We start from the raw sequence: 14,486 nt of genomic DNA, 5'->3' as shown, positions 1-14,486 counted from the left end.
AAGACTGCGCGGAGGGCCCCCGCCCCCCGCGCAGTGTCCGACGTGCTGAAATCAGCTCGTCGGGAGCGCCGTGCAGGCGCTGCTGGTCGTGCCGAAGCTCGCGCGGTTCGAATTGCACGTCCAACCACGATACCAGGTGTCGGTGCTGCCGTTGACCGCGCCGACATAGCTGGTGTTCACCAGGAACGCGGTGCCCGACGGGTTGAGCGTCGAGGCGTTGAACGCGGTCGTCGTCGAGGCCACGCCGGCGGGCAGGAACGTGCCGGTCAGGACCGAACCGGCAGCCGCCGCCTCGGTGTTGTTGCTGCCGGCGCGGAACAGCGCCTGCTGCTCGGCGGTCGTCACCGTGATGCCGTTGACCGCGGTCTCGGCATAGGGCGTGGTGCAGCTGAACACGACCGAGTTGAACACCGGCGGGCCGTTGTCCTCGAGCGCGGCATTGGCGGGACGGATCGTGGTCTTGCCGCCGGCATCGGCACCGGCGATCACGTTCAGGCACGCGCCGCCCGGATTGCTGACGATGCCGTTGACGAACACCGCATCGGCACCACCGCGCAGGCGGATCGCCGCGTTGGTCGCGGTCGAGGTCTGGACGAAGGTGAAGTTCGCTAGATTGTAACGCTGACGCGGCAGCGCATCCTCGTTATTGTTCGAATCGATCTCGGTCGAATAATTGTCGCCGGTCGTGTTGCTCGGCTTCTGGATCGCGAGCACGAACTGGACGAAGCCCTGCCAGCCGACATCGGTATCCAGGCCGTCATCGTCCGCGCCGGTGATCGCGAGGTAGCGCAGGTTGCTGCGGCCGCCGAAGATCTCGATGCCGTCGTCCGAGCTGTTGTGGATCTGGATATGGTCGAGCACGGTCGCCGAACCGGTGCCGCCCAGCGTCAGGCCCTGCAGCTCGTTGTTCGGACTGATGACGGTACCCGAATAGCGGATCTGGACGTAGCGGACGGTGCCGCTGCTGTCGGTCGGCACGGCGCCGCCGTACAATGCCGTGCTGGTGCCCTCGACGACGTTCTCGCACGCGGCCGAACCGCCCGTGACGGTCGTGTTGCAGTTCGAGATCGGTGCGCGGCCGGCCAGGATGATGCCGCCCCACAGGCCCTGCGATTCATCGTTCACGCCACCGGTCAAATTGGCCTGCGCGGTGAAGATGATCGGCTGGGTCTCGGTGCCTTCCGCGATCAGCTTCGACCCGCGGTTGACGACCATGAAGTCGTTGTCCGAATTCGTCGTGTTGGCATAGATCAGCGAGCCCGCGGCGATCGTCAGCGTCGTCGGGATACCGCCGAGCGCGCTGCCGGCGCCGCCGACATCGACACCGACATCGACGCGGCCGTTGATCTCATAGGCGACGCCCGCGACCTTCGGCAGGCTGAGCGCCGAGGTGATCGCCGATGGCAGGCGGCACGAGCGGTAGTTGCCGATGATGCCGACATCGGTGGTGCCGGTCGGGCACGACGTGGCGGGCGTGCCCGCGGTCGGCGTGGGCGTCGGCGACGGAGTCGGGCTCGGCGTCGGCGTAGCGGGAACGACGATCACGCCTTCGCCCGGCGAGCCGACGCTGTCCGCGCCGTCGCATGCCGACAGCGCGACGCAGGCGGTGCTGGCCAGCAGGATAAAGCTCATGCGCTTGACGATGGTCATTCAAGAGACTCCCGGTCGGATCGTTATCTGATGGATCGACTCAGGCTCCCCCCTGCCGACCTCGATTAGGCGACTATGCGGGATGCGTGACGCTACGATGCGATTCGGATGACGCTTGCGTGACTAGGATGTGACGTATCGGTGACAGCGACACTCGCTGCGGGTTGAAATCGGCGTGCGCGAACACATCTCTTCCGATCCGGCGCGCGATGATTTACAGGCGCTGCCAGAATGACCGGCGACGCATCCCTGCGACCGCGCGGCCAAACCATCATTACGGGATTATTCGACGACAATGGCCTCTTTCAAGGACCCCAGTTTCCAGGACCGCACGAGCAGCGCAGCCGCCGCCAAGCAGAAGGCGCTTGAAGCGCTGCGCGCCAAGCCGCCGATCGACGAAGCCGTCGTCGCCGAGCGCCTTGCCGCGCGCGAAGCCAAGGAACTGGCCGAGCGCGAGAAGCGCGCCGCCAAGCGGGCTGCCGAGGACGCGGCCAAGGCCGCCAAGAAGGCCGAGGCCGAAGCGGCTGCTGCGAAGAAGCGCGAAGCCGAAGCCAAGGTCGAGCTGACCGACGCCGAGAAGAAGGCGATTCGCGACGCGAAATACGCGGCGCGCAAGAACAAGAAGAAGTAAGGCGCGGATGGGCCTGCTGCGGCGGGCCCATCGTTCCAAGTCGGTTCAAGATCGCATCGCGCGATCGCCCGTGCATTTCGCGATGCACGCACCCTCGGCCCCGGGCGCGAAGCCCACGCCGCACTTCCCTTCTACAGTTTCGAGAACGCCCTACCGGCGACCGCATCGAGCTTGGCGACGAGTTCGGGATCGCGTGCGCCGCGCGCGGTAATGATCGCGCTGTCCAGGCAGGTGTCGATCGGCGAGCCAGCGCGTGCTTCTGGCAGCGCTCGCAACAGCGTCATGACCATGGCACGCGCCTTGGCCGCATTGGCGTCCAACTGCGCGAGGACCTGCGCGACGTCGACTCCGGCCTCGCCTTCTCGCCAGCAATCATAATCCGTGACCATGCCGACCAGCGCGTAGGGCAGCTCCGCCTCGCGCGCGAGTTTCGCCTCGGGCATCGCGGTCATGCCGATCACGTCGCAGCCCCATTGGCGGTAGAGCAGGCTCTCCGCCCGCGTCGAGAATTGCGGGCCTTCCATCGCGAGGTAGGTGCCGCGGTCGTCGACCTGCGCGCCGGCCTCGCGCGCGGCGTCGGCGGCGTAGCGGGACAGGCGCGGACAGACGGGATCCGCCATCGAGACGTGCGCGACCAGCCCGGTGCCGAAGAAGCTCGACGGGCGTCCCTTGGTGCGATCGATGAACTGGTCGACGATCGTGAAGCTGCCCGGCGGGCGTTGCTCGACCAGCGAGCCGACCGACGACACCGCCAGCACGTCGGTGACGCCGAGCCGCTTGAGCGCACCGATGTTCGCGCGGGCGTTCAGGTCGGAAGGGGAGATGCGGTGCCCGCGTCCATGCCGCGGGAGGAATGCCACGCCGACACGACCGACGCGGCCGGTATAGATCGCATCCGACGGCGCGCCCCAGGGGGTGTCCACCGTCTGCCAGCGCCCGTCCTCGATCCCGTCGACCGCGTACAGCCCCGAGCCGCCGATGATCCCGATCGTCCAGCCGGTCATTCGGCGAGCGCCCGTGGGCGGGCGTAGACGAAGTAGATCACCAGCCCGAGCAGATTCCACAGGCCGAAATAGAGCTGCGTCTTCGAGGGCAGGCTGAAGAACAGATACAGGCAGCCGAGGATACCGATCGTCCCGACCAGCGTCGCTGCCGGTGCGCGGAAGGTGCGGATCACATCGGGGGCACGGCGGCGCATCACCAGCATGCAGGCGCACACCGCGACGAATGCGGCGAGCGTTCCGGCGTTGGCCAGCGCGGCGATTTCGGCGAGCGGCAGCAGCCCTGCGATCACCGCGACGATCGCGGCGGTGATCCAGGTGATGCGCACCGGGGCGCCTCGCTTGGAGACCTTGGCGAGGCTCAGCGGGAGCAGCCCGTCGCGGGCCATCGTGAAGAAGATCCGGCTCTGGCCGAACAGGAAGGCGAGCAGCACGGTCGGCAATGCGACGACCGCGGAGGCGCCGAGGAAGGTCGCGAACCCCGGCCGTCCGATCTCGCGAAGGATCAGCGCGAGCGGCTCGGCGCTGCCCGCGAACCGGGTGTACGAGAGCGCGCCCACCGCCGCGACCGCGACGAGGATGTAGATCGCGATGCACGCCACCATCGACCCGAGGATGCCGATCGCGAGGTCGCGGCCGGGGTTCTTGGTCTCCTCCGCCGCGGTCGAGATCGCGTCGAAGCCGTAAAAGGCGAAGAAGATGATCGCCGCCGCCGCCATGACGCCGCGCTCGGCGCCGTCGGGCTGGACCGCCTTGGGGAAGCCGTAGGGCATGAACGGGTGCAGGTTCGCGCTGTTGAAATAGTGCAGCGCGATGAACACGAACACGGTCAGCGCGATCATCTTCACAGCCACCAGTACCGCGTTCAGCGTCGCACTCTCGCGCGTGCCGAACGACAGCACGCCCGCGACGACCGCGATGATGACGATCGCGGGGACGTTGAGGATGCCGCCAAGTTCGGGGCTGAGCGTCAGCGCCTCGGGAAAGCCGAACGCGCCGCGTAGCAGCGGCGCGGCATAGCCCGACCAGCCGACCGCGACGGTCGACACGACGAGTGAATATTCGAGGATGAGGCTCCAGCCGATCACCCAGGCGATCAGCTCACCGAGCACGACATAGCTATAGGTATACGCGCTGCCCGACGCGGGGATCATCGTCGCCATCTCGGCATAGGCGAGCGCGGCGCAGGCGCAGATCCCGCCGGCGATGACGAACGACAGGATGACGGCGGGGCCGGCGAGCCCTGCGCCGACGCCGATCAGCGTCAGGATGCCGGTGCCGACGATCCCGCCGACGCCCATCGCGACCAGATGCGGCCACGACAATGTTCGCGCGAGCTGATGCTCGGGCGGCTGCTCGGTGACGATTTTTCGGCGAAACAGACTGGCCACATTGATCCCCTCGTCATCTGGACGCGGATCATTCCGTTCGGTCCAGCGCGCCACCCCGGCGCACGGCCGGGGTCCAGTTGGCGCCGCCCTTGTAGCGAGGTCCGTCCCGTGGGCAACCTTTGCCCTGGCCGGGCCGGCATCGCCTTTATGCGGTAAAAACCCCGTCATTTTCGCGCAGGCGGGAATCCAGACTGACAGCCCTCGCGATCGGTCACCACGCGCCGCCAGTATGGATCCCCGCCTCCGCGGGGATGACGGTCATAGGCGGAGGAACGCCCCTCGTACGCTCAGACGGTAAAGCTCTCGCCGCAGCCGCATGCGCCCTTCGCGTTGGGGTTCTGGAACACGAAGCCCGCGGTGAAGTCGTCCTCGACCCAGTCCATCGTCGAGCCGATCAGATACAGGATCGACCCGCCATCGACGAACAGCGTGCCGCCGGGCGTGTCGATCCGCTCGTCGAACGGTTGGGCTTCGGTGACGTAATCGACCGAATAGGCCAGCCCCGAACACCCACGCTTGGGCGTCGACAGCTTAACCCCGATCGCATCCGCCGGAGCGCGCGCCATCAGGTCCGCGATCCGCGCATACGCCGTCCCCGTCAGGTTCAGCGCCGCCGGCCGTGCTCGTAATGTCGTCGCCATGATCGTCGTCCTTCCTTCTGCTCCCCTCCCGCTTGCGGGAGGGGTCGGGGGAGGGCTTGAACGGCAATGCTCCGCTCTTCCCTCCCCTAGCCCCTCCCGCACGCGGGAGGGGAATGACCTACAGCATGCCCAGTTCGAGCTTCGCCTCGTCGGACATCTTCTGCGGATCCCAGGCCGGATCCCAGACCAGGTTCACCTCGGCGACGCCGACACCCGGCACCGCGCCGACGCGCATCTCGACCTCCATCGGCATCGATTCCGCGACCGGACAGTTCGGCGTGGTCAGCGTCATCGTGACGACCGCATGCCCGTCCCCGGTCACCTCGACGCCGTAGATCAGCCCCAGGTCGTAGATGTTCACCGGGATCTCGGGATCATAGATATCCTTCAGCGCATCGATGATCGCATCGTACACCGCGCCACCGGGCTCGCCCGCCAGATCGACCTGCGGCTTCTGCGCCAGAAACCCGGCGAGATAATCGCGCTTGCGCTCCGCATCGCCGTCGGTGTCCAGTACGACGCGTGCCTTGGGCGGCGACTGCACCGCTTCGACTTCCTCGATCTCGAACCGATCGCTCATCCAAATATCCTCGTTACTCGCGCGATACCGCGCACCAGCGCATCGACGTCGGCTGGCCCGTTATAGACCCCGAAGCTCGCGCGTGCCGTTGCCTCGACACCCAGCGCCTCCATCAGCGGCTGTGCGCAGTGATGGCCGGCCCGGATCGCGACGCGCTCTTCGTCCAATATGGTGCCGATGTCGTGCGGATGAACCCCCTCGATCGTGAAGGAGACGATCCCCGCCGAGTCCGCCGGCCCATACAGCCGCACAGAATTGATCCCCGACAGCGCCTCGCGCGTCGCGGTCACCAGCGCGGTCTCGTGCGCGTGGATCGCGCCAAGCCCGATGCTCTCGACATAATCGATCGCCGCGTGAAGCCCGAGCGCGCCGACGATATGCGGCGTCCCCGCCTCGAACCGTCCCGGCGGCGGCGCATAGGTTGTCTTCGCAAACGACACCTTGTCGATCATCGACCCGCCACCCTGGTACGGCGGCATCGCTTCGAGCAGTTCGGGCTTGGCCCACAGCACGCCGATCCCGGTCGGACCGTATAGCTTGTGCCCGGAGAAGACGTAGAAATCGCAGCCGATCGCCTGAACGTCGACCGCGATCCGCGGGACCGACTGGCAGCCATCGAGCAGGAGCTTGGCACCGACCGAATGCGCGATGTCGGTCGCGCGCTTGGCGTCGAGCACCGAGCCGAGCACGTTCGACACATGTCCGAGCGCGACCAGCTTGTGCGCCGGCGTGATCATCCGCTCCATCGCGTCGAGATCGATGCAATGGTCCGCGGTCAGCGGCAGCACGTCGATCGCGACGCCGCGCGCCTCGGCGATCATCTGCCACGGCACGATGTTCGAATGATGCTCGAGCATCGACAGCAGGATGCGGTCGCCCGCCTTTAGCTGAGTGCCCGCCCAGCAGGTCGCGACGAGGTTGATCGCCTCCGTCGCGCCGCGGACGAAGACGATCTCGTCGGGCGAGCCCGCGCCGATGAACCGCGCGACGGCCTTGCGCGCCTGTTCATAGGCGACCGTCATGTCGGCCGAGCGCTGGTACACACCGCGGTGCACGGTCGCGTAGGTTTCGCCATAGGCGCGCGTGATCGCGTCTACCACGACCTGCGGCTTCTGTGCGGTCGCGGCGGTATCGAGATACGCCCAGCCCTCGGGGATCGCCGGGAAATCCGACACACGATCAAGACACTCCTCCCCGGCACGGGGAGGGGAACCGCGACGCGAAGCGGCGGGGTGGAGGGGGGCTTCCACAGACGCGGCGCCAAGTGGAGAACCCCCTCCACCAGCTGCGCTGGTCCCCCTCCCCGTGCCGGGGAGGATACTCATAATGCCGCCTCCAGCCATGCATCCGCGTCCGCAACGAACGCGTCGCGCACCGTCTCGTCGGCGATCTGCGCGAACGCATCGCCGACGAACGCGCGCGTGAGAAGCGCCTGCGCCTTGGCATGCGGGATGCCGCGGCTCTGCATGTAGAACAGCGCACGTTGATCGAGCTCGCCGACCGTCGCGCCGTGCGCGCACTTCACGTCATCGGCGAAGATCTCGAGCTCGGGCTTCAGATTGACCGTCGCGGTGCGCTTGAGCAGCAACCCGCGCAACGACTGCACGCCGTCGGTCTTCTGCGCATCGCGCGCCACCTCGACGCGCGCCGCAAGGCTCGCCGTCGACGTATCCGCGGCGACCGCGCGCCAGATCTGCTTGCTCTGCCCGTTCAGCGCGGCATGCCGCACCGACAGCGCGCACTCCTGCTTCTGCGCCTTCCGCGTCAACAACGCGCCGCCATATTCGGCGAACGCATCGTCGCCCGACACGGTGACCGCACCGTCGATCCGCGTCCCCGCATCGCCCGCGCCGAGCACCGTCACGATCAGGCTCGCCTCCGCGCCGACATCCGCCTCGTCGCGCAACGACACGAACCCGCTCGCCTGCAGCAACCGCACCGAGCGCGTCAGCTTCGCGCCCGCACCCAACGTGATCCGCGTCGACCGGTTGGACCAGCCGGTGCCGACATAGGTCTCGACAACCGACGCCTGCGCACCACCCGCCAGCACGATCTCGGCGGGAAGCTGGTTGTCGCCCCCGGTCGAGATGTGGACGATCTGGATCAGCTCGGCCGACGCGTTCGCGTCGACACGCAGCGACCAGCCGTGGCCGGTCGTGCGACGGCCGAGCACATGCTCGCCACCCTCGAGCGGCGCGATCGCGACATGGCGCAGATCGCTCCGCGCCGTATCGAGCACGCCATCGACGAACACCGCGCGCGCCCCCTCCAGATCGAGGAACCACGCGCCCGCGAGCGCCTCGCCGCGCGGCAGGCCGGCCGCCGCGGCGATCGCCGCCGGATCACCCCAGCGCCACGATTCCTCGCGCGTCGAGGGAAGGTCGAGCAGCATCGTCACGCGGCGATCCCCACATAGCCTTCGCTCTCGAGCTGCTGCGCGAGTTCCTTGCCGCCCGAGCGGACGATGCGCCCGTCGGCCAGCACATGGACGAAGTCCGGCTCCACATAATCGAGCAGCCGCTGGTAATGCGTGATCAGCAGCACCGCCTTGTCGGGCGCGCGCATGATGCGGTTGATGCCGTCGCCGACGACGCGCAGCGCATCGATGTCGAGGCCCGAATCCGTCTCGTCGAGGATCGCGAACTTCGGGTTGACGATGCCCATCTGCACCATCTCGTTGCGCTTCTTCTCGCCGCCCGAAAAGCCGACATTCACCGGCCGCTTGAGCATGTCGTAATCCATGCCGAGCAGATCCGCCTGCGCGCGCGCGAGCTTCAGGAACTCGCCGCCGGACAGGGCCTTCTCGTCCCGCGTCGCACGTTGTGCGTTGAGCGCCTCGCGCAGGAACTGGACGTTCGACACGCCGGGGATCTCGACCGGATACTGAAAGCCGAGGAACACGCCCGCCGCGGCGCGCTCATGCGCCTCGAGCTCGAGCAGGTCGACGCCGTCGAACGTGATCGACCCCGCGGTGACCTCGTAGCCGGGCCGCCCACCGAGCACATAGCCCAACGTCGACTTGCCCGCGCCGTTCGGCCCCATGATCGCGTGCACTTCGCCCGCGTTGACGGTGAGCGACAGGCCCTTGAGGATTTCCTTGCCGTCGATCTCGGCATGAAGGTTTTCAATTTTTAGCATTTGTAACATCACCATATTTTTCTCTGAATGCTGCCTTGCCGGCGGCGGCGCCCGCGTCCGCGTCATTCAAAAGAGATTCACAAGTTTGCGCGAATTTCTCTGCCCGTTTCACTCCACGCTTGAACGTAAGTGGCCATGCTTTCTGTATGGCGAGCAAGGTAATTGATTCTCGACACAGCGTAGCTTTCTCAAAAGCTTTATCGGCTATCTCTAGGTAAAGGTCGGCGGAACCGCCCAAGCTCGATTTTATTGCAAGCCGTGCCTCATCGGTTCGGCTGACGGCGCGAAGACCGATCTGTCCAAAACGAGGTGCGAGCACTTCGAGTCTGGCGATCAGATCGGCGCGAGTCCGCTCGAACACTACCCCACGCTCCCCTCAAGGCTGATCCCCAGCAGCTTCTGCGCCTCGACCGCGAACTCCATCGGCAGCTGCTGCAACACCTCCCGCGCGAAGCCGTTGACGATCAGCGCGACCGCGGCCTCCGCATCCAGCCCGCGTGACATCGCGTAGAACAGCTGGTCTTCGGAGATCTTCGACGTCGTCGCCTCATGCTCGATCTGCGCGGAGGGGTTGCGGACCTCGATATACGGCACGGTATGCGCGCCGCACTGGTCGCCGAGCAGCAGGCTGTCGCACTGGGTGAAGTTGCGCACGCCCTCCGCGGTCGGCGCGACGCGCACCAGCCCGCGATAGGTGTTGTCCGACCGCCCCGCCGAAATCCCCTTCGACACGATCGTCGAGCGCGTGTTCTTGCCGAGGTGGATCATCTTCGTGCCGGTATCGGCCTGCTGGCGATTGTTCGTCACCGCGACCGAATAGAATTCACCGACCGAGCCATCGCCCGCCAGCACGCACGACGGATATTTCCACGTGATCGCGCTGCCGGTCTCGACCTGAGTCCAGCTGACCTTCGAATTCTTCCCCTGGCACAGTGCGCGCTTGGTGACGAAATTGTAGATCCCGCCGACGCCGTTCTCGTCGCCCGGATACCAGTTCTGCACGGTCGAATATTTGATCTCGGCATCGTCGAGCACGACGAGTTCGACGACCGCAGCATGCAGCTGGTTCTCGTCGCGCATCGGCGCGGTGCAGCCTTCGAGATAGGAGACGTACGACCCCTTGTCGGCGACGATCAGCGTACGTTCGAACTGTCCGGTATTCTCGGCGTTGATCCGGAAATAGGTCGACAGCTCCATCGGGCAGCGCACGCCCTCGGGGATGTAGACGAACGTGCCGTCGGAGAAGACCGCCGAGTTCAGCGTCGCGAAGTAATTGTCACGCTGCGGCACGACCTTGCCGAGCCACTTCCGCACGAGGTCGGGATATTCCTTGATCGCCTCGGAGATCGAGCGGAAGATCACGCCCGCGGCCTCCAATTCCTTGCGGAACGTGGTCGCGACCGAGACGCTGTCGAACACCGCGTCGACAGCGACGCGGCGCTTGGGCGTGCCGTCCTCGTTCAGCAGATCCTCGACCACGCCGGCCAGCATCTTCTGCTCGCCGATCGGGATGCCGAGCTTTTCGTAGACGCGCAGGATCTCGGGATCGACCTCGTCGAGCGAGCCCAGCTTCGGCTTCGCCTTGGGCTCTGCGTAATAATAGGCGTCCTGGTAATCGATCGGCGGCACGTTGAGCTTCGACCAGTCGGGCGCGTCCATCGTCTGCCACAAGGCGAACGCCTTCAGCCGCCAGTCGAGCATCCACTGCGGCTCGCCTTTTTTGGCGGAAATGAAGCGCACCGTGTCTTCCGACAGGCCCTTGGGCGCGAATTCCTGTTCAATGTCCGAGGAGAAGCCCCACTCGTACGTCTTGTTCGCGGCGGCATAGGCCTCTGCGTTCCGGGTAGCCATTACGCTAAAACTCCTCCCCGGCGAAGGCCGGGGTCCAATTGGATAGGTTGATGTAGTTGCGCGCCGTCTTCCGCCAATGCATGATCCCCAATTGGGCCCCGGCCTTCGCCGGGGTGGGGCGAGGACAGCGACGCGAGCGTCACGCCGGCGAGCGCGCCGCGGACCGCGCCGTTGACCGCGTTCCAGTGCGGCTTCACCTTGCACGTCTGGTCGATGCAGCAATCCTGCGCGGCGCCGTCGACGCATGCGGTCAGCGCGATCGGGCCCTCGACCGCCTCGATGATGTCGGCCAGCGAGATCGACGCGGGCGGTCGCGACAGGCGGAAGCCGCCGCCGGTGCCGCGCGTGCTCTCGATCAGACCCGCCGCCGACAACCGGCTGACCAGCTTCTGCACGGTCGGCAGCGGCACCCCGGTCTCCTCGCTCAGCAGCGTCGCGTTCAGCCGCGCGATACCACCGCAATGACGCGCGGCGGCGCTCATCATCACGACCGCATAGTCGGCTAGGCTGGAAAGACGCATGGTGCTTCGTGAGTCCAATCGGACCGATATGATCCGATTGCACAAATGGGCGTTGCGGGAGTCATCGTCAACCCGTCGGCACGTGCTAACGACTCGCAACTGGGGTGGGGGTTTTAGGCGCTTTTTGACCTGAGGCCGAACCGGTGCGAAGAGCGCGCATGGCCTTCTACCACCCGCTTCTCTTCCGCCTCGACGCCGAACGCGCGCATGGCCTGACGATTGCCGCGCTCGCTGCGTGGGGCAAGGCGGGCACACCGCTCGCCCCCAGCGTTCCTCGGCTTGCCACAACCGTGGCGGGGATCGCGTTTCCCAATCCGGTGGGGCTCGCGGCGGGCGTCGACAAGGACGGGCGCGCGATCGACGGGTTCTTCGGGCTGGGCTTGGGCAGCGTCGAGATCGGCACGCTCACCCCCGTGCCGCAGCCCGGCAACCCGAAGCCGCGGATTTTCCGGCTGCCTGAGGACCGCGCGGTCATCAACCGGCTCGGTTTCAACAATGGCGGCCTCGACGCGGCGCTCGACCGGGCGAAGGAGCATAAGCGCGGCAAGGGCGTGCTCGGCATCAACGTCGGCGCGAACAAGGACGCGGCCGACCGCACCGCGGATTACGTCCATGGCGTCACGCGCGCCGCGACGCATGCAGACTATATCACGATCAACATCAGCTCCCCCAACACGCCGGGCTTGCGCGACCTGCAGCATGGCGCGGCGCTGCGCGACCTGCTTGCTGCCTGCACCGCTGCGAAGGGCCGGACACCGATCTTCCTGAAGGTTGCGCCCGACCTCGAGCCTGCGGACATCGACGACATCGCGCGCGCCGCTATCGACAACCGCATCGACGCGCTGATCGTCAACAACACGACGATCACCCGCCCCGGGTTGCGCTCGGCCAATGCGAAGGAAACCGGCGGCCTGTCCGGCGCCCCGCTCGCCCCCCTCGCCCGCCAGCGCCTGGCCGACTTCCGCACGGCGACCGGCGCGGCGATCCCGCTGATCTCGGTCGGCGGCATCGGTAGCGGTGCGGAGGCCTATGCCCGCCTCCGTGCGGGCGCGAGCCTCGTCCAGCTCTACACGGCGTTGGTGTACGAAGGCCCCGGCCTCCCCGCGCGGATGCTGCGCGACCTGGACGCGCTGCTTACGCGAGACGGGTTCGCGAGCGTTGGAGACGCAGTAGGGGTCGACGCAAGCTGACACCCCCTTCCGTTATCCCGGCGAAAGCTGGGATCCAGAGCCGCGCGGGTCGCCCTGTGTGGCTCTGGATCCTGGGTCGAGCCCAGGATGACGGGGGAATGTACGACGACGCCTTGCCTCCTATTCGAACCGCGCTAGGTTCACGCGCGATGAAGACTTCTCTCCTAGCGCTCGCCCTCCTCGTCCCCGCCGCCACCGAGGCGCGCCAATCCACCCCCGCCCCGGCGAAAGACCAAGGCATGGTCAGCGCCGCCGACCCGCGCGCGGCGGCGGCCGGCGTCGAGATCCTGCGTGCAGGCGGCAGCGCCACCGATGCGGCGATCGCGACGATGCTCGCGCTCAACGTCGTCGAGCCGCAGAGCTCGGGGATCGGCGGCGGCAGCTTCTGGATCAGCCATGCGGCCGGCGGCGCGCTCAGCACGATCGACGCACGCGAAACTGCGCCGGCCGCCGCCGACGCGCGCTGGTTCTACGCCGCCGACGGCACCCCGCTCAGCCATAGAGATGCGGTCCCCGGCGGTCGCAGCGTCGGCATCCCCGGTGCGCTGCGCGGCATGGCGCTCGCGCACCGCGCCTCGGGCAAGCTCCCCTGGGCGCAGTTGTTCGCGCCCGCGATCCGCCTTGCGACCAACGGCTTCCAAGCCTCGCCGCGCCTCGTCAACGGCATGTCGGCCTATGGCGACCACATCACGCCCGAGACGCGCAAACTCTTCTCCGCGCCCGACGGCACGCCGATTGCGATCGGCGCGACGATCAAGAACCCCGAACAGGCCGCGCTCCTCCAGCGGATCGCGACCCAGGGCCCCGACAGCTTCTATGTCGGTCCGCAGGCGCAGAAGATCGTCACCGCGGTCAACACCGCTGCGCGCAACCCGTCGAAGATGACGACCGGCGACCTCGCCAGCTACGACGCCAAGAACCGCCCGCCCGTCTGCATCAAATATCGCGTCTACCGCGTCTGCGGCATGGGCCCGCCCTCGTCGGGCGGCATCACCGTGCTGATGATCCTCAAGCAGCTCGAACGCTTCGACATGGGCAAGCTCGGCAAGGACAGCGCGCAGGCGTGGCATCTGTTCGCTGAGTCCTCGCGGCTCGCTTACGCCGATCGCGACCTGTACGTCGGCGATCCCGATTTCGTCCGCGTGCCGGTTACGGGCATGCTCTCCTCGGGTTACCTGGCGTCGCGCTCGGCGCTGATCTCGCCCACGACGACCATGGCGAGCGTCGCGCCCGGCACGCCTCCCGGCGCCCCTGCCCGCGTCCGCGCGCCGGTCAGCGAAGTTCCCGGCACCACCGACCTTGCAGTCTCCGATGCGCGCGGCAACGTCGTCGAGGTCACGACCACGGTCGAAGGGTATTTCGGTTCGGGGATCAGCGTCGACGGCACGGTCCTCAACAACCAGCTCACCGATTTCGACATCGTCCCCGAGAAGAACGGCGCGCTGGTCGCCAACCGGGTCGAGGGCGGCAAGCGGCCGCGCAGCTCGATGTCGCCGACGATCGTCTATGGCCCCGACGGCAAGGTCCGGCTCGCGGTCGGCGCCGCGGGCGGCTCGACGATCATCGCGCAGGTGGCCAAGGCGATCATCGGCGTGGTCGACTGGAAATTGTCGGCGCAGGACTCGATCGCGCTCGGCCTGATCTATGCCCCCGGCCATGTCGCCGCGGTCGAGAAGGGCACCGAGCGCGAGGCGATGGTCCCGGCGTTGCAGGCGCTCGGCGAAACCGTGCAGGTCGCGGCACTCGGCCTGAAAGCAAACGCGATCGAACGCGTCGGTGGCAAATGGGTCGGCGCGGCGGATCCGCGCAGCGAAGGCGTGGCGATCAGCCAGGACGGCACCGTCTCGCAGATCCAGCGTGTCGGCAAGCTGCAGCGCGCGCCCGAATGACGA

14 protein-coding genes are annotated in these 14,486 nt (G+C 67.1%); 3 read left to right on the top strand and 11 right to left on the bottom strand.

The window, feature by feature from the left end; all coding sequences use genetic code 11:
* Nucleotides 1-51: 51 nt before the first annotated feature.
* Nucleotides 52-1,650, bottom strand: coding sequence for a hypothetical protein (locus tag EV283_RS09275; RefSeq protein WP_165391736.1), 1,599 nt, complete (start codon nt 1,648-1,650; stop codon nt 52-54).
* Nucleotides 1,651-1,945: 295 nt separating this feature from the next.
* On the opposite strand from EV283_RS09275, the gene EV283_RS09270 reads away from it, so the two are divergent.
* Nucleotides 1,946-2,281, top strand: coding sequence for a DUF6481 family protein (locus EV283_RS09270; RefSeq protein ID WP_055878170.1), 336 nt, complete (start codon nt 1,946-1,948; stop codon nt 2,279-2,281).
* Between the two features lie 131 nt (nt 2,282-2,412).
* Here the strand turns inward: EV283_RS09270 and mtnP are convergent, their stop codons facing one another.
* From mtnP to EV283_RS09220, 10 genes are all read right to left on the bottom strand, one after another.
* Nucleotides 2,413-3,285, bottom strand: a complete 873-nt coding sequence (gene mtnP, locus EV283_RS09265; protein ID WP_130324646.1) for an S-methyl-5'-thioadenosine phosphorylase — start codon at nt 3,283-3,285, stop codon at nt 2,413-2,415.
* A complete protein-coding gene (locus EV283_RS09260) occupies nt 3,282-4,673 on the bottom strand; it encodes an amino acid permease (RefSeq protein ID WP_130324644.1) in 1,392 nt (463 codons plus the stop codon). Before EV283_RS09260 ends, mtnP begins: the two co-directional genes overlap by 4 nt.
* A gap of 287 nt (nt 4,674-4,960) precedes the next feature.
* Entirely contained in the window at nt 4,961-5,314 is a 354-nt protein-coding gene (locus EV283_RS09255) for an iron-sulfur cluster assembly accessory protein (RefSeq protein WP_130324642.1), read from the bottom strand.
* A 118-nt stretch (nt 5,315-5,432) separates the two neighbouring features.
* Complete coding sequence (locus EV283_RS09250) at nt 5,433-5,894, bottom strand: SUF system Fe-S cluster assembly protein (protein WP_130324640.1); 462 nt, start codon at nt 5,892-5,894, stop codon at nt 5,433-5,435.
* Nucleotides 5,891-7,069, bottom strand: a complete 1,179-nt coding sequence (locus tag EV283_RS09245) for a cysteine desulfurase (protein WP_242615886.1) — start codon at nt 7,067-7,069, stop codon at nt 5,891-5,893. Before EV283_RS09245 ends, EV283_RS09250 begins: the two co-directional genes overlap by 4 nt.
* 146 nt (nt 7,070-7,215) lie before the next feature.
* Complete coding sequence (locus EV283_RS09240; protein WP_130325096.1) at nt 7,216-8,286, bottom strand: SufD family Fe-S cluster assembly protein; 1,071 nt, start codon at nt 8,284-8,286, stop codon at nt 7,216-7,218.
* Between the two features lie 2 nt (nt 8,287-8,288).
* Nucleotides 8,289-9,032, bottom strand: a complete 744-nt coding sequence (gene sufC, locus EV283_RS09235) for a Fe-S cluster assembly ATPase SufC (RefSeq protein ID WP_130324636.1) — start codon at nt 9,030-9,032, stop codon at nt 8,289-8,291.
* Nucleotides 9,019-9,393 carry a hypothetical protein gene (locus tag EV283_RS09230; protein ID WP_130324634.1) on the bottom strand — a complete coding sequence of 125 codons (375 nt, stop codon included), beginning with the start codon at nt 9,391-9,393 and terminating at the stop codon, nt 9,019-9,021. The genes sufC and EV283_RS09230 overlap by 14 nt, the downstream gene beginning before the upstream one ends.
* Entirely contained in the window at nt 9,393-10,883 is a 1,491-nt protein-coding gene (gene sufB / locus EV283_RS09225) for a Fe-S cluster assembly protein SufB (protein ID WP_130324632.1), read from the bottom strand. The genes EV283_RS09230 and sufB overlap by 1 nt, the downstream gene beginning before the upstream one ends.
* Complete coding sequence (locus tag EV283_RS09220; protein WP_130324630.1) at nt 10,883-11,404, bottom strand: SUF system Fe-S cluster assembly regulator; 522 nt, start codon at nt 11,402-11,404, stop codon at nt 10,883-10,885. Before EV283_RS09220 ends, sufB begins: the two co-directional genes overlap by 1 nt.
* A 158-nt stretch (nt 11,405-11,562) precedes the next feature.
* Between EV283_RS09220 and EV283_RS09215 the strand changes: the two genes are divergently transcribed.
* Together EV283_RS09215 and ggt are read left to right on the top strand one after the other, a co-directional pair.
* Nucleotides 11,563-12,594: a quinone-dependent dihydroorotate dehydrogenase gene (locus EV283_RS09215; protein WP_130324628.1), complete on the top strand. Its 1,032-nt coding sequence runs from the start codon at nt 11,563-11,565 to the stop codon at nt 12,592-12,594.
* Between the two features lie 149 nt (nt 12,595-12,743).
* On the top strand, nt 12,744-14,483 hold the full coding sequence (ggt, locus tag EV283_RS09210; RefSeq protein WP_207223067.1) for a gamma-glutamyltransferase: 1,740 nt from the start codon (nt 12,744-12,746) through the stop codon (nt 14,481-14,483).
* Nucleotides 14,484-14,486 lie beyond the last annotated feature (3 nt).

Origin of the sequence: Sphingomonas sp. BK036 (genome assembly GCF_004216825.1) — a bacterium.
GTDB lineage: Bacteria > Pseudomonadota > Alphaproteobacteria > Sphingomonadales > Sphingomonadaceae > Sphingomonas.
Note: the sequence above shows the minus strand (reverse complement) of the source record. Positions and strands in the feature narration are given on the sequence as shown.

Coding starts and splice junctions, on each gene's coding strand:
- EV283_RS09215 (WP_130324628.1), top strand. CDS start 11,563: ATGGCCTTCTACCACCCGCTTCTCTTCCGCCTCGACGCCGAACGCGCG.
- EV283_RS09270 (WP_055878170.1), top strand. CDS start 1,946: ATGGCCTCTTTCAAGGACCCCAGTTTCCAGGACCGCACGAGCAGCGCA.
- EV283_RS09255 (WP_130324642.1), bottom strand. CDS start 5,314: ATGGCGACGACATTACGAGCACGGCCGGCGGCGCTGAACCTGACGGGG.
- EV283_RS09220 (WP_130324630.1), bottom strand. CDS start 11,404: ATGCGTCTTTCCAGCCTAGCCGACTATGCGGTCGTGATGATGAGCGCC.
- EV283_RS09275 (WP_165391736.1), bottom strand. CDS start 1,650: ATGACCATCGTCAAGCGCATGAGCTTTATCCTGCTGGCCAGCACCGCC.
- mtnP (WP_130324646.1), bottom strand. CDS start 3,285: ATGACCGGCTGGACGATCGGGATCATCGGCGGCTCGGGGCTGTACGCG.
- sufB (WP_130324632.1), bottom strand. CDS start 10,883: ATGGCTACCCGGAACGCAGAGGCCTATGCCGCCGCGAACAAGACGTAC.
- ggt (WP_207223067.1), top strand. CDS start 12,744: ATGAAGACTTCTCTCCTAGCGCTCGCCCTCCTCGTCCCCGCCGCCACC.
- sufC (WP_130324636.1), bottom strand. CDS start 9,032: ATGCTAAAAATTGAAAACCTTCATGCCGAGATCGACGGCAAGGAAATC.
- EV283_RS09240 (WP_130325096.1), bottom strand. CDS start 8,286: ATGCTGCTCGACCTTCCCTCGACGCGCGAGGAATCGTGGCGCTGGGGT.
- EV283_RS09250 (WP_130324640.1), bottom strand. CDS start 5,894: ATGAGCGATCGGTTCGAGATCGAGGAAGTCGAAGCGGTGCAGTCGCCG.